General features: G+C 66.2%; 10 protein-coding genes, 1 tRNA gene and 1 pseudogene. 3 read left to right on the top strand and 9 right to left on the bottom strand.

Annotated features, from left to right (window positions below; all coding sequences use genetic code 11):
* Nucleotides 1–387 precede the first annotated feature (387 nt).
* From AC1AYN_RS05105 to AC1AYN_RS05065, 9 genes are all read right to left on the bottom strand, one after another.
* Nucleotides 388–1,284, bottom strand: coding sequence for a 6-phosphogluconolactonase (locus AC1AYN_RS05105; RefSeq protein ID WP_476532414.1), 897 nt, complete (start codon nucleotides 1,282–1,284; stop codon nucleotides 388–390).
* Nucleotides 1,285–1,294: 10 nt separating this feature from the next.
* Nucleotides 1,295–2,299, bottom strand: a complete 1,005-nt coding sequence (locus tag AC1AYN_RS05100) for a glucose-6-phosphate dehydrogenase assembly protein OpcA (RefSeq protein ID WP_476532413.1) — start codon at nucleotides 2,297–2,299, stop codon at nucleotides 1,295–1,297.
* The gene (gene zwf / locus AC1AYN_RS05095) at nucleotides 2,296–3,834 is read right to left on the bottom strand and encodes a glucose-6-phosphate dehydrogenase (RefSeq protein WP_034529736.1); all 1,539 of its coding nucleotides are present in this window, start codon (nucleotides 3,832–3,834) and stop codon (nucleotides 2,296–2,298) included. The genes AC1AYN_RS05100 and zwf overlap by 4 nt, the downstream gene beginning before the upstream one ends.
* 157 nt (nucleotides 3,835–3,991) lie before the next feature.
* Nucleotides 3,992–4,750, bottom strand: a complete 759-nt coding sequence (locus AC1AYN_RS05090) for an amino acid ABC transporter ATP-binding protein (protein ID WP_034529733.1) — start codon at nucleotides 4,748–4,750, stop codon at nucleotides 3,992–3,994.
* On the bottom strand, nucleotides 4,750–6,342 hold the full coding sequence (locus AC1AYN_RS05085) for an amino acid ABC transporter substrate-binding protein/permease (protein ID WP_476532412.1): 1,593 nt from the start codon (nucleotides 6,340–6,342) through the stop codon (nucleotides 4,750–4,752). Before AC1AYN_RS05085 ends, AC1AYN_RS05090 begins: the two co-directional genes overlap by 1 nt.
* Before the next feature lie 112 nt (nucleotides 6,343–6,454).
* Nucleotides 6,455–8,131, bottom strand: a complete 1,677-nt coding sequence (locus tag AC1AYN_RS05080; protein ID WP_476532411.1) for a C69 family dipeptidase — start codon at nucleotides 8,129–8,131, stop codon at nucleotides 6,455–6,457.
* A gap of 223 nt (nucleotides 8,132–8,354) precedes the next feature.
* A tRNA-Lys gene (locus tag AC1AYN_RS05075) sits at nucleotides 8,355–8,427 on the bottom strand.
* Nucleotides 8,428–8,750: 323 nt separating this feature from the next.
* Complete coding sequence (locus tag AC1AYN_RS05070; protein ID WP_476532410.1) at nucleotides 8,751–9,818, bottom strand: glycosyltransferase family 2 protein; 1,068 nt, start codon at nucleotides 9,816–9,818, stop codon at nucleotides 8,751–8,753.
* Nucleotides 9,819–9,931: 113 nt separating this feature from the next.
* A complete protein-coding gene (locus AC1AYN_RS05065) occupies nucleotides 9,932–10,687 on the bottom strand; it encodes a TetR/AcrR family transcriptional regulator (RefSeq protein ID WP_476532584.1) in 756 nt (251 codons plus the stop codon).
* Between the two features lie 365 nt (nucleotides 10,688–11,052).
* Here AC1AYN_RS05065 and ftsY point away from each other — a divergent pair.
* The 3 genes and pseudogenes from ftsY to AC1AYN_RS05050 all read left to right on the top strand — a co-directional run.
* Nucleotides 11,053–12,051 (top strand): annotated as a pseudogene (ftsY, locus tag AC1AYN_RS05060) (signal recognition particle-docking protein FtsY); the annotation flags it as partial.
* 311 nt (nucleotides 12,052–12,362) lie between these two features.
* Nucleotides 12,363–13,649, top strand: a complete 1,287-nt coding sequence (locus AC1AYN_RS05055; protein ID WP_476502981.1) for an ammonium transporter — start codon at nucleotides 12,363–12,365, stop codon at nucleotides 13,647–13,649.
* Nucleotide 13,650: 1 nt separating this feature from the next.
* Nucleotides 13,651–13,989: a P-II family nitrogen regulator gene (locus AC1AYN_RS05050; RefSeq protein ID WP_034529718.1), complete on the top strand. Its 339-nt coding sequence runs from the start codon at nucleotides 13,651–13,653 to the stop codon at nucleotides 13,987–13,989.
* The last annotated feature ends 239 nt before the right edge of the window (nucleotides 13,990–14,228 follow it).

The following is a 14,228-nucleotide window of genomic DNA, read 5'->3' as shown; positions in this document are numbered from 1 at the left end:
TCGTCTCAGCGCAAGTAATCCCGGAGAATAGGGTCGTTTTCCGGGAATCATTGCGCCGACCACAGTTCAGTGCAACAAATCCCGGACGAAGCCGTCTATTTCCGGGATTACTTGCGCTGATATCGTCTCGGTACAACAAATCCCGGAGAACGGGGCTGTTTTCCGGGAATCATTGCGTTGAGCTGGAGTCAGTGCAACGATTCCCGGACGAAGCCGTCTATTTCCGGGATTACTTGCGCTTGGAAAGACGGGGAGACTCGGAAGGGAAACCAGGGGAACGGGGAAGACTCGGAGACTCGGAAGCCCCGGAGACTCGGAAGGAAGCCTCGAAGCTTCGGAGAGCAGCCCCGAAGCTTCCCCGAGTAGCCCCCGAGAAGCTCCCTGAGGCTACAGCTTCGTCACCGTCTCCTCGGTGGTGAACCAGGTGAACTCGTCCACACCGTAAGCGAACGAAGACGGGTATTCCGGGTCTCCCTTCGGCACGACGTCACCACTTGGTACTTCGCCGCCTGCGGCGAACACGTGCGCCAGCGACTCCGCCTTGCCCGCTCCGGCCGCGAAGAACCACGTATGGCGGGAGCGCGCGATCAACGGCGCGGTCAGGGAGACGCGCAGCGGCGGCATCTTGGGGGAGTGGGTCACACCGACCGTGAGCCGGTCGCGCACCTGCACCTCCGCGTGCCCCGAGGAGGCCGGGAACAGCGAGGCGTAATGCCCGTCAGGTCCCATGCCGAGAATCATCAGGTCGAACACCGGTTTCGGGCCCATCCCACGAACCAATTCGTCCGCGTAGACGCGTGCGGCGGCGTCCACGAGCGCCTCGTTCTCCACGTCGGCGGCGGAACGCACGAACTCGTCGGGACTGTCCGCATCGCGCGTCACCTTCGCGATCTCCGCGGCCGGACGCGTGTCCGCCGGCATCTCGTGGATGTTCGCCTCGGGCAGCTTCCCGGACGCCACGAGCCCGTCGAGCAGCAGTCGGCGCGCCTCGACCGCGTTGCGGTCGGGGGAGTCGGCGGCGACGAAGCGTTCGTCGCTGAACCAGAAGTGCACGCGCGACCAGTCGATCGACGTGGCCAGCGCGGCGATCGAAGCGTCGGTCGCAATCAGTCCGAGCGGCTGCGCGGCCGAGCCGCCGGAGAGCGCCACGTCGACGCGCGTGCGGCGCGAGCCGTCCGGCAGACGTTCGTCCAGCGCGTCGAGCAGCGCCAGCACGAGACGGGTCGCTCCGGCCTTGATCATCACGTCTTTGTCCGGATAGACGACGAGTGTGCGACTTGCCATGTGAAACTCCTTAGTGACGAATCAGGTCCCAGCCTTCGTTGATGACGTCGGCGTAGATCTCGTCCGGGTCGATGCGGCGCAGTTCCTCGGTCAGGCAGTCCTCGATCGTGCGCGGCGGCACGGAGATCGCCTGCGGCGCCTGCCCCGGCATCGAGATCACGGCCTGGTCCTCGTGCGGGCGTTCCAGCGACACGACGCCGTCCGCGCGCGTGAACGCCACGCCGGTCACCGCCGTCGCGCCGTCGACGTATTCCACGTCGACCGGCACGTCGAGCGTGAGTCGCAGCCACGCGCACAGCAGGTCCATCGGCAGGAATTCGCGCGGTCCCGTCACCTTCACCGCCGTGACCGGCAGGTGCGGCGGCTGGTCGAGCATCGAGGCGAGCAGTCCGCGCCACACGGTCAGGCGCGTCCACGACAGGTCGATGTCCTCCGGCGTCCAGCTGCGGCGCAGACGTTCGATCGTCGCTTCCGGATTGTTGGAGCGCAGCGCATCGGTGATGCGGCTGCGTGCCATCGCGCCCATCAGGTCCTTCGCCGGGTTGGACGGCGGCGTGGTCGGCCACCATGCGACGACCGGCACGTCCGGCACGAGCAGCGGGATGACGAGCGTGTCCGGATGGTTGATGAGCCCGTTGCGGGGGCGCAGGATGATGATCTCGCCCGCGCCGGCGTCCGCGCCGAAGCGCACCTGCGCGTTGAGGTTCGATTCCGCGGGGCCGTCGGTCAGGTCGATGGCCGGGTTGTCGGTCTTCTCCATCGCCTTCGCGCCGCCGTCCGCGCCGTCGGTGTCGCCGTCGCGGCGCGACGTGTCCGGCACGATCGCGATGACGCGGCACGGGTGCTCGCGGCTCGCCGCGTTGGCGACTTCGAGCGCATGCTCGAGTTCGCCTTCGTCGGTGGCGATGAGCAGCGTGAGCACGCGGCCGGTCGCCGATTCGCCGCGCTCCTCGTGCAGCTCGTCGATCTTGTGCGCGATTTCGCGCGTGCGGGTGTTCGGCATATCGATGATCATGGCATCCTCCAATGGCGGCCTTCGCGCGCCAGCATCTCATCGGCCTCGGCCGGGCCCCACGTGCCCGCGCGGTACGGCTGCGGCTGGCCGAGCGTCGACCAGAACTCCTCGATCGGGTCGAGAATCTTCCAGCTCAGGTTCACTTCCTCGGTGGTGGGGAACAGCGGCGGGTCGCCGAGCAGCACGTCGAGGATCAGTCGTTCGTAGGCTTCCGGCGAGTTCTCGGTGAACGAGCGGCCGTAGCTGAAGTCCATGTTCACGTCACGGACCTCCATCGTGGTGCCGCCCGGCACCTTCGCGCCGAAGCGCATCGTCACGCCCTCGTCCGGCTGCACGCGGATCACGATCGCGTTCTTGCCGAGTTCGCGCACGGCGGTCTGTTCGAACGGCAGGTGCGGGGCGCGCTTGAACACGACGGCGATCTCGGTGACGCGCTTGCCGAGACGTTTGCCGGTCCTGAGGTAGAACGGCACGCCCGCCCAGCGGCGCGTGTCGATGTCGAGGCGGATCGCCGCGTACGTCTCGGTGGTGGACTTCGGGTCGATGCCCTTCTCGTCCAGGTAGCCGACGACCTCGTGCGAACCCTGCCAGCCCTTCGCGTACTGGCCGCGGGCCGTGTTGGCGGCGAGGTCCTTGGGCAGGCGCACGGCGGAAAGCACCTTGGTCTTCTCGGCCGTCAGGTCCTTCGCGGTGAAGCTCACCGGCTCCTCCATGGCGGTGAGGGCCATGAGCTGGAGCAGATGGTTCTGGATCACGTCGCGTGCGGCACCGATGCCGTCGTAGTAGCCGGCGCGGCCGCCGATGCCGATGTCCTCGGCCATCGTGATCTGCACGTGGTCCACGTAGTTCGCGTTCCACACCGGCTCGTACATCGCGTTGGCGAAGCGCAGGGCCAGCAGGTTCTGCACGGTCTCCTTGCCAAGGTAGTGGTCGATGCGGAACACGGAGCTCGGGTCGAACACTTCGGAGACGACGCGGTCGAGCTCCTTCGCGCTGGCGAGGTCATGGCCGAACGGCTTCTCGATGATGACGCGTCGCCACGCGCCTTCGGAGGAGCGCGACAGTCCGGACGCGGCCAGCTGCTTGGAGACGATCGGGAACGCACTCGGCGGCACCGACATGTAGAACGCGTGGTTACCGCGCGTGCCGCGGTCGCGGTCGAGCTCCTGCACGGTGGCGCTCAAGCGCTCGAACGCCTCCGGATCGTCGAACGTGCCCTGCACGAACCGGATGCCGGCCGCGAGGTTGTTCCACGTCGACTCCTTGAACGGCGTGCGGCAGCGCGCCTTGACGGCGGTCTTGACGAATTCGATGAAATGCTCCTGCGTCCAGTCGCGGCGCGCGAAGCCGGTCAGGCCGAAGCTCGGCGGCAGCAGTCCGCGGTTGGCCAGATCGTAGACGGCGGGCAGCAGCTTTTTCTGCGCCAGATCGCCGGTCACGCCGAAGATGACCAGACTGCACGGGCCCGCGATGCGCGGCAGGCGCAGGTCGCGCGGATCGCGCAACGGATTGGTCCAATTGGTATTCCCACTCATACCAATAAGAGTAATAGCCGTCGGCGGGGTATCGCCGACGGCTAAGGGAAATGTTCGGATAGTGGGCCCGTGAGCTGCACCACTATCCGAGTGGGTATCCGGGTGGGCTACAGCGGCTTTCGCGCCGGCCGGGTGGCCGGTCGTAACGTCTACGGCGCTACAGCACCTTCGACAGGAACGACCGCAGGCGCTCGCTCTTCGGATGGTTGAAGATCTCATCCGGCGTGCCCTGCTCGTCGATCACGCCGCCGTGGGTGAACACCACGCGGCTGGAGACCTCGCGCGCGAAGCCCATCTCGTGCGTCACGAGGATCATCGTCATGCCCTCCTCGGCGAGCCCGCGGATCACCTCGAGCACGTCGCCGACCATCTCCGGGTCGAGCGCGCTCGTCGCCTCGTCGAACAGCATGATGTCCGGGTTCATCGCGAGCGCGCGGGCGATCGCCACGCGCTGCTTCTGGCCGCCGGACAGGGACGCGGGACGCGCGTCGATCTTCTCGGCGAGGCCGACCTGCGCGAGCAGTTTCTTCGCGAGCGCGCGGGCCTCGTCCTTCGGCATCTTGTGCACGAGCGTCGGCGCGAGCATGATGTTCTCGGCGACGGTCATGTTGGGGAACAGGTTGAAGTGCTGGAACACCATGCCGATCTGCTCGCGCACCTCGTCGATGTTCGTGTCCTTCGCGCCGAGGTCGTGGCCGTTGACGACCACCGTGCCCGACGTGGGCGTCTCCAGTCCGTTCAGGCAGCGCAGCAGCGTGGATTTGCCGGCGCCGGACGGGCCGATGATGCACACGACCTCGCCCTTGCGTACCTGGAAGTCGACGCCCTTGATGACCTCGGTGCCGCCGTAGCTCTTGTGCAGGTCGCGCACGTCGACGACGAACTCGTTCGCCGTGTTCTCAGTCGATGCAGCCATTACTTGTTCAACCTCCTATCGGCGATGTTCGCGAGCCAGGTCAGCAGCGTGATGGCCACGAAGTAGATGACGCCCACCATGAGCAGCGTCTCGGTGACGCGGAAGTTCGCCGCGTACAGCTGCTGCGCCTGGTAGAGCAGGTCGGCGAAGCCGATGGTGAGCAGCAGCGAGGAATCCTTGAGCAGGATGACCAGCTGGTTGATGACGGCCGGCGTGCCGATTTTCACGGCCTGCGGCAGGATTACCCTGCGCATCGTCTGCGCGTAGGTGAGGCCGAGCGAACGCGCGCCCTCCGCCTGGCCGGGGTCGACCGACTGGATCGCGCCGCGGATGATCTCCGTCAGGTACGCGCCCGAGTTGAGCGACAGCGTGAACAGGCCGGAGAACCAGATCCAGTTCGGAATGGCGTGGCCGACGAGCTGCGGCACGCCGAAGTAGAAGAAGAACGCCCACACGAGCACCGGGGTGCCGCGGAACACGGCCACGTAGGCGCGGGAGATCCACGCGAGCGCCTTGTTGCGGCCCACGCGCATCAGTCCGAAGCCGAGGCCGAGCAGCAGCGCCACGATGAACGAGAGCGCGGTGATGATCATCGTGTTCTTCAGGCCCTGCATGAGCGCGGGCAGCGACTGCACGGCCAGCTGCCAGAAGCTCACGCGCTCCACCGTCTTCACGCTGTTCGTGTCCGCGTCCGTCGAGGCGTTCGCGCCCAGGTACTTGACGAGGATTTTGTCGTATTCGCCGGAGTCCTTGAGCTCCTTCAATCCCACGTTGAACGCGGCCAGCAGCTCGGCGCTCTGGCCCTTGTTGACGGCGAAGCCGTAGTAGCCCCGCGGCACCTTCGGCGTCACGGTCTTGAGGCCGTTGTTCTGCGAGATGCCGTAGGCGAGCACCGGGTAGTCGTCGAACACGGCGGCCGCGTTGCCGGCCTTCACCATCTCGTACATCGTGGCCGACTGGTCGACCGACTTGATGCTGAAGCCGTACTTCTTCGCGATGGACTTCGCGTAGGCCTCACCTTCGGAACCGGTCTTCGCGGTGACGGTCTTGCCCTTGAGGTCCGCGTAGCCCTTGACGGCATCATCGCTCTTCGCGATGGCCATCTGCACGCCGGACTGGAAGTACGGGTCGGAGAAGTCGTACACCTGCTTGCGTTCGTCGGTGATCGACATGCCGGCGATCACCGCGTCCGCCTGGTTCGAGCTCAACGCCTGCAGCGCCGCGTTGAAGCCGAGCGACTGGATCGTGACCTTGAATCCCTGCGACGCGGCGATCTTGTTGACCAGATCCATGTCGATGCCGACCATTTTGCCGTTCTCGCGGAATTCGAACGGCGCGAACGTGGTGTCGGTGGCGATTGTGTAGGTCTTGCCCTTCGCCTTCTTTGCGAGCGCGCGCGTCGCGTCGTCCACGGTCGACATGCTCTTGGTCGTGTCGCCGGCCTCCGTGCCGTCGGCGGCGAGCGCCGGCGACGCCGACAGTCCGGCGACCATCATCACCGCGGCGAGCAGCGCCGCGACCAGTGCCGTCAGCGCCCGCAGACGGGCCCGCAGCCCGGCGGTCAGCCCGGAGTCGCCTCGTGCTGTACGCATGCGTGTCCTCCCTCATCTCGTCTCATCTCATTGTCTCGTTCAGATTACGAACGGTTTCAACCTATGAACGGTATGGGAGGTCTTTTTCCGGGCTGTTACGGAATTGTGCGGCTCACGCCCAGCGATCGGACATCGCGAACGCGTTGTGCATCAGATTGCTGGACGTGTAGAGCACGTCATTGAGCAGCGTCGTCGTGTGCTCGCGCAGGTAGCCGGCCATCCGCTCGTTCGCGGCTTCCAGCGTCGCCGCGATCGTCGCGTCGTCCGCGCGCTCGGCGGCGGTCGCGTCGGCGGCGTCGGCTCCGCCGCGCCCGCCCGCGACCTGCGCCGTGACCGTCGCGTCCGTCTCGTCGACCAGACGATGGCCGTACGCGCGCACGCCTTCCGCATATCCCTCCACCAGATTGTTCGTCTCGTAGAAGTGGGCGTCGGCGATCACCGCGATGAGACGGTTCGTCCAGTACAGGTTGCCGGTCGAGACGATCGGCGTTGTGTCGCGCAGATAGACGGGCGTGTCGCGCACGTTCGCGTAGAACGGCGCGACCGTCGTGAACGGGCCGGAACCGAACGACGTCCACATGACGGCGCGCGCCGATTCCGGCACGTACGGGCGCACCTGGATCGCGACCATGTGGCCGGTGCGGTTGACACCGATCGGACGGTAGCGGTGACGCGACTCCGGCGTGCCGAGCGTGCCGTACGGGTCGTACGGCGTGCCTTCGAAATGCGAGGCGAGGATGCGGTCGACGTCCTCGATCGTGATCTTGTTCTCCGGCACGCGGCACCACGGGATGTCGTCGGATGTGGGCGTGTAGCGGGCGGCCGGGGAATCCCAGTCCTCGCTCGGGTTGAGGCAGCGCTGCATGTACCAGGCGCGCGGCGTGTTGTAGATGTGGTCCTTCGCCGTGGACGTGCCGAACGCGGTGCGCGGGTTGAAGCGGTCCGGCGTCTCCACCGAGCCGTCCGCCGCGAAGCCGACCACGCCGCGCGCCGCGCCGAGGCCCGCGCCGCGCGTGGGCACCGCGGACGTGTGCGCCGGCATCGTGCGGTCGAGGCGGTGCGCGGCCATCCACTCGCGCAGGTCGGCGCTGCACAGGTACTCGCGCTGCGGGCCGAACGCGTCCTTCAGATCGAAGTCGTCGATGCCCAGCTGGTTCGGGATGGTCGCATAGCAGTCGTCGGGCACGCGGCGGGCGATCCAATGATGGCCGCCGATCGTCTCCACGTACCAGATCTCATCCACATCGGAGATGATCACGCCGTTCGACTCGTACGTGCCGTATTGCTCGAGCAGTTCGCCGAGGCGCTGGACGCCCTCGCGCGCCGTGTGCACGTACGGCAGGACGAGCGTGATGATGTCCTCCTCGCCGATGCCGCCCGGCTGCTCGGGGCGGTAGTCCGGGTTGGACGTGCCGTCCGGATTGGTCGGCTCGCCCTGGGCCGGGCGCAGTTCGACCAGCGGATCGGCGGCGAGCACGCGTTCGTTCACCGCGATCGTCTCCGTGGCGCTCATCGCCACGTTGCGCTCGCTCGCGCCCGCCTCGGCGAGGATGCCGCGATTGTTGAGCACGTTCGGGGCGATCGTGTACCGGCATGGTTCGCCGGCGTCCGTCAGATCGATCTCGACGTGGGAGAGGACGGCGCGGTAATGGCGCGGCTGGTCCTTGGGGTTGACGGTGACGAGTCGTTTCGGATCGTAGCGGCCCGAACCGGAGTCGTCATCGCGCGCGATGATCGTCGATCCGTCGATGCTGGCCGCTTTTCCTACAAGAAGTGTGGTGCAAGACATGCTGCCCACTGTAGTAGGTGCGGTGTGGTGGGTGCGGCAGCTGGAGAATGCGCAGGTGGAGGCGGTTGCCGGGTGCGCTCGCCCCCGCTGGCGGGGGCTGTTGGCTATGCCGACTGGGGGTGGTCCCTAATCTGGGTGCAGGTCTCCGGCCGCTACCGAATCGCGGCGGATATGCGAAAGCCCCGGAACCGTTGAAATCATTGGTTTCGGGGCTTGCCAGCGGTGCCCCCCGTGGGATTCGAACCCACAACCCACGACTTAAAAGGACGCTGCTCTAACCGTTGAGCTAGAGGGGCAACGTTTCTAAAATACACACGCCGCGCGGACATTGCAACCCTGCGCCGCCGGTTTCCGTGTCCGTCGGCTACGTTGGCCTGCTCGTGAGCGAGGCGCGGGCGGGACACAAGTGAGGCAGGGGCAAGACACAGGGCAAAGAGAAAGCCCGGTGGGAAGACCGGGCTTGAGAGAGAAGAGAGAAGAAGGGATTCAGTTATCGCGGCTTTTCAACCGTGATTCCCAGTAAACCCCCGCCTCTTCAACGTGTTGTGTGCAAATGCTGGGAAAATCATGGGAATCCTGTGGCGTTCCGGTGCGGCCGCCCCCGGTCAGCCGACCCCAATCAGTTGAACCCGACCACGCGTTCCGCCACGCGGTATCCCCACCGGATCACGGACCTGCCCGCCGACCCATGCAGGTTCAGCGCCCGCGACATCGGCTTGCGGCGCACGTCGTGGTAGATCGACGGCGAATACGTCTTGATTCCGGCCCACAGCCGCTTCTTCTTCGCATAGTTCTCCGGATCGCGCGAGAGGATCAGGAACACGCTCGCCACCGAGCTTTCGATTGCGAGGAAGTGGATCATGTACCGGTACAGCCCGTCCGGCACGGTCCCGCGTTCCGGCGTCGCCTCGACCATGCACTGGTTGACGTGGATCAGCTGGTCGACGCGTCGGATCATCACGTCGGTCTGCACGCTCTGCCCGTCGCGTCCGATGAAGTAGTGGTAGAACGGCGTGTCCAGGTAGCGCAGCGACTTCACCCACGGGAACGGCTGGTACGCGTAGATGAAATCGACGTAGAACGTGTGCTCGGGCAGCCGCATGCCGGACGCGCGCACCACGGACGTGCGGAAGATCAGCGCGTGCATGAGGATGTACTCGGCGAGCCCGAAATGCCCCATGTCGTCCCACGTGAGGCGCTCGCCGGCCTTCATCGCATGACGGAAGTTGACCACGTGCTTGCGGCGCTTGCCGACCTTGTCGTACACGTAGTTGGTGACGAGCATGTCGACCGGGTCGCCGCCCGCGATCTCGTCGCGCAGCGCGGCCATCACCTCTTCGAGCGAGTCCGGGCCCACCCAGTCGTCCGCGTCCACGACCTTCACGTACGTGCCGCGCGCCGCCGCGATGCCCGTGTTCACCGCGCCGCCGTGGCCTTTGTTCTCCTGGTGGATGGCGCGCACGATGCCGGGGAAGCGGCGTTCGAACGTGCGCGCCACCTCCAGCGTGGAATCCTTGGATCCGTCGTCGACGATGAGCACCTCGATGTCGTCGTTGCGCCGCGCCGCCGTGAGCGACAGCACGCAGCGCTCCAGATACTCCTCCATGTTGTAGGAGGGCACCACGAAGGTGAGCGTCTTGCCGGTGGCGGCCTGTCCGTCGGCCGTCGTCGATGCCGGTTGCGTCATAGTCACGATCCTCGAAATCACATCTGGTTTGTTCGGTTCAACGCCTCACCCTAGCACCGGGCCCACTCGGACGGGACTTATGCGCATATCCTGCACATCCGGTTCATGTTCCGTCACGCCACGTGCGTCGCGCCGGTTCCGGCGTCGCCGCCATCCGCCGCGTCGTCCGGTTCCTGCGGAACGGACGACTGCGGCGTTCGCGCCGAGCCGTCGTCCGGTCGCGTGTCCGGTCGCGTGGTTTTCCGTGATTTCGCGGTTTTCGCGGATTTGCCTTCGAAGATGAGCTTCGGTTTCGAGTCGAGTCGGCTCAGTCCGTGCCATGCGAGATCGACGATGTATGCGGCGAGCTGCTCCTTGCTGACTTTCGGCCGGTCCGCCCAGTATTGTCCGGTGAACACGGTCATGCCGACGAGCATCTGCGCGTAGTACGGCACGCCTTTGGGGGAGAGTTTCTGCCGTTTGAACGCGGCGATGAGCAGGTCCTCGACGCGCATCGAGATGTCGCCGAGCAGCGAGCTGAACGATCCGGACGGGTCGGTGCTCGGCGAGTCGCGCGACAGCACCTGGAACCCTTCCGCGTTCTCCTCGATGTAGGTAAGCAGCGCGAGCGCCGTGCGTTCGACGATTTGGCGCGGATGCATGTCCGGGTCGTCGAGTGCGGCGGTGAGTGCGGCGGTGAGCGCCTGCATCTCGCGGTCGACGATCACCGCGTACAGGCCTTCCTTGCCGCCGAAATGCTCGTAGACGATCGGTTTGGAGACCTTCGCGGTGCTGGCGATCTCCTCGACGCTCACCGATTCGAATCCTTTCGATGCGAAGAGGGATCGTCCGATGCGGATGAGCTGTTCGCGTCGCTGATACGACGTCATGCGTGAGGAATTGGCCATGCCCCTTAGCTTAGCCGCCGTCGCGGGACGTGCCGGCGTGGGTGACGGCCGTCGTTAGACTGGGGGTCATGGATAGCAATACATTGGCCATGGTCGGCGTCGCCGTAGTCGCGATTGTCCTGATTTTGTTGGCAGTCTGGTTCTCCAAGTCGCGCAAGCGCGATCTTGACAAGACGATCGAGGAGCGGGAGGCGCGCCGCGATCTGCCGGAGGCTGCTTCGGAAACCCCCTCCGGCGCGGAGCGCCACCTCCCCCTGAAGGGGGAGGAAAAGAAGGCTCCCGAACCTGAATCCGCGGACCACCCCCAGTCGGCTGCGCCGGCAGCCCCCGCCAGCGGGGGCGAGAACGAGGAGCCGGAGCCGGCGGCGGAGGTTGCGCCGGCACCTGAACCGGAGCCGGCGCCGAAGGCGGAGAAGCCGGAGTCGGTGGGCGGGCGTCTCGCCCGGCTCAAGGCGAAGCTCGCCAAGTCGAGCAACCCGTTCGGCAAGGCGCTGTTCGACATCCTCGCGAAGGACAACCTCTCCGAATCCGATTGGGAGGACGTCGAGGACACGCTCCTGCTCGCCGACGTCGGCGCCGAAGCCTCCGAACAGCTCGTCGACGAGTTGCGCACCGACGCGCGTGTCACCGGCAAGGCCGATCCGGCCGAGGTACGCGCCGCCCTGAAGGAGAAGCTGCTCGACCTGGTCGGCCGCGATACGGACCGCCGCCTCAACGCGGACAAGCCGGGCGCGAACCGTCCGGGCGTCATCATCATGGTGGGCGTCAACGGCACCGGCAAGACCACGACCGCCGGCAAGCTTGCCCGCCTGTTCGTCTCCGAAGGCAAGAGCGTCGTGCTCGGCGCGGCCGACACGTTCCGCGCCGCCGCCGCCGATCAGCTCGAAACGTGGGGCGCGAAGGTCGACGTGCCGGTCGTCCGCTCCGACAAGGACGGCGCCGACCCGGCGTCCGTCGCGTTCGAGGCGAGCGCCAAGGCCAAGGAGCTGGATGCCGACGTGCTCATCATCGATACGGCCGGCCGTCTCCAGAACAAGGCGAACCTGATGGACGAGCTCGGCAAGATCCGCCGCGTCACCGAGAAGAACCTTCCCGTGGACGAGGTGCTGCTCGTGCTCGACGCGACCACCGGCCAGAACGGCATGACCCAGGCGAAGGTGTTCGCCGAGGCGATCGGCATCACCGGCGTCGTGCTCTCCAAGCTCGACGGTTCCGCCAAGGGCGGCATCGTGATCAGCGTGCAGAAGGAGCTCGGCGTGCCCGTCAAGCTCGTCGGCCTCGGCGAAGGCCCCGACGACCTCGCCCCCTTCGACCCGGAAGGCTTCGTCGACGGCATCCTCGCCTGACCCCCGTGCCTCCCTCTGACGAGGGAGGCGACCACGGTCCCGGATCATGTCATGGAACATGGTCCGGGACCTTTGCGTTTTCGTCACGTTTCGATCCGTCCTCGCCGAATCCCCGCGAAATCCCCGAGGAATCAACGCGAACGCACCCCGCATCGCCACCGCGATTAACAAGCGCGTAACCTGCCGTAACGAAACGAAAACCATCCGGGCGTTCACTATCGAACCGTTAGCCCCCGCTGGGGGGACGACGAAAGAACGAATGGCCCCGCCCGAGAAGCGGGGCGAAAGATGTGAAAGAGAGGGAGGTAGACATGGATTCCGGAAACACCGCATGGATATTGACTTCCGCGTCCCTGGTTTTCCTCATGACGCCGGGCGTGGCGTTCTTCTACGGTGGCATGGTCCGCGCGAAGGCCGTGCTGAACATGTTCATGCTTGAGGCGGCCGCGCTGTCGGTCACGATGATCATCTGGACCCTGTGGGGCTGGTCCATCGCCTACGCCGGCACCGACGTCGCCGGCATCTTCGGCGATCCGGCCTCCGGCTTCCTGCTGAAGGATTCGATGGTCGCCAAGGACGGCGTGTTCACCACGACCGGCCTGAACTCCAACAACTACCCGGTGTCCGTGGACGTCGCCTTCCAGGTCGCGTTCGCGATGATCACCGTCGGCCTGATCTGCGGCGCCATCGCCGAACGCGTCAAGTACAGCACGTGGATGATCTTCGTCGCGCTGTGGGTCACGTTCGACTACGCCCCGATGGCCCACATGGTCTGGAACGGCGGCCTGCTGTCCGGCTCCGGCGCGATCTCCACCGCCATCGGCGCCGCCGCCCACGATTTCGCAGGCGGTACCGTCGTCCACATCAACGCCGCAGTCGCCGCCTTGGTGATCGTCCTCATCATCGGCAAGCGCAAGGGCTTCGCCGTGCAGCCGTTCCGTCCGCACAACGTCCCGTTCGTGATGCTCGGCGCCTTCCTGCTGTGGTTCGGCTGGTTCGGCTTCAACGCCGGTTCCGCGTTCGCCGCGAACGGCACCGCCGGCTACGCCTGGGTGTCCACCTCCGCCGCGACCGCAGCCGCCATGCTCTCCTGGGGCTTCACCGAGAAGATCCGCTCCGGCCACTACACCGCGATGGGCGCCGCCTCCGGTATGGTCGCCGGCCTGGTCGCCATCACTCCGGCCGCCGATGTCGTCTCCCCGCTGTGGGCCATCGTCCTCGGCGCGATCGCCGGCGTGCTCACCTGCCTCGCCTGCGGCCTGAAGTTCAAGCTCGGCTACGATGATTCCCTCGATGTCGTCGGCGTCCACGGCGTGGGCGGCTTCACCGGCACCGTCCTCATCGGCTTCTTCGGCGAGGGCACGGGCCTGTTCGCCGGCGGCGACTGGAAGCAGCTCGTCGTCCAGATCCTCATCGCGCTGTGCGCCATCGTCTACTCCGCCGTGATCACCGGCATCATCGCCTTCGCGCTGGAGAAGACCGTCGGCTGGCGCGTCACCGAAGCCCAGGAAGTCGGCGGCATCGACCTTGCCGACCAGGGTGAACGTGCCTACGATTTTGCTGGTACCGCCAGCTCCGTCCTCAAGGAGGTGAGGTGAGATGAAGCTCATCACCGCAATCATTCAGCCCCATAAGCTCGACGACGTCAAGGAGGCCCTCGCGGCCGCCGGCGTGCACGGTCTGACCGTCTCCGAAGCGAACGGCTACGGCCGTCAGCGCGGACACACCGAGGTCTACCGTGGCGCCGAGTACACCGTCGACCTGATTCCGAAGATCCGCGTCGAGGTCCTGTCCGACGACGCCGACGCCGAGACGCTCGTCGGCGTGATCGTCAAGGCCGCCGGCACCGGCACGATCGGCGACGGCAAGGTCTGGGTCGCCCCGCTCGACTCGGTGACGCGCGTGCGCACCGGCGAGTCCGGCTCCGCCGCGATCTGATAGCAGACGTCCCTCCCGCCCGGCGCATATCGTTCACCGATCGCCGGGATGGGTCGGGCCATCAAAGAGACAAGAGGTCCCCGCACGCAGCCCCCAAGCCGTGCGGGGACCTTTTCTTACCTCATCGGCCCCCTCTGACGAGGGGGCTCCCGCGCAGCGGGTGGGGGAGTGACCTCCCTCCGTCCGCCTTCGGCGGCCACCTTCTTCGTCGGGGGGGGCAAGAAGAACAAACAAGGAGC

The organism is Bifidobacterium sp. LH_413 (genome assembly GCF_056357015.1).
The sequence above is the reverse complement of the archived record's forward strand: the minus strand, read 5'-3'. Positions and strand labels throughout refer to the sequence as shown.

Bases quoted from the DNA above. Each gene is read 5' to 3' on its own strand.
- AC1AYN_RS05105 (WP_476532414.1), bottom strand. From the start codon at position 1,284: ATGGCAAGTCGCACACTCGTCGTCTATCCGGACAAAGACGTGATGATC.
- AC1AYN_RS05100 (WP_476532413.1), bottom strand. From the start codon at position 2,299: ATGATCATCGATATGCCGAACACCCGCACGCGCGAAATCGCGCACAAG.
- zwf (WP_034529736.1), bottom strand. From the start codon at position 3,834: ATGAGTGGGAATACCAATTGGACCAATCCGTTGCGCGATCCGCGCGAC.
- AC1AYN_RS05090 (WP_034529733.1), bottom strand. From the start codon at position 4,750: ATGGCTGCATCGACTGAGAACACGGCGAACGAGTTCGTCGTCGACGTG.
- AC1AYN_RS05085 (WP_476532412.1), bottom strand. From the start codon at position 6,342: ATGCGTACAGCACGAGGCGACTCCGGGCTGACCGCCGGGCTGCGGGCC.
- AC1AYN_RS05080 (WP_476532411.1), bottom strand. From the start codon at position 8,131: ATGTCTTGCACCACACTTCTTGTAGGAAAAGCGGCCAGCATCGACGGA.
- AC1AYN_RS05070 (WP_476532410.1), bottom strand. From the start codon at position 9,818: ATGACGCAACCGGCATCGACGACGGCCGACGGACAGGCCGCCACCGGC.
- AC1AYN_RS05065 (WP_476532584.1), bottom strand. From the start codon at position 10,687: ATGACGTCGTATCAGCGACGCGAACAGCTCATCCGCATCGGACGATCC.
- AC1AYN_RS05055 (WP_476502981.1), top strand. From the start codon at position 12,363: ATGGATTCCGGAAACACCGCATGGATATTGACTTCCGCGTCCCTGGTT.
- AC1AYN_RS05050 (WP_034529718.1), top strand. From the start codon at position 13,651: ATGAAGCTCATCACCGCAATCATTCAGCCCCATAAGCTCGACGACGTC.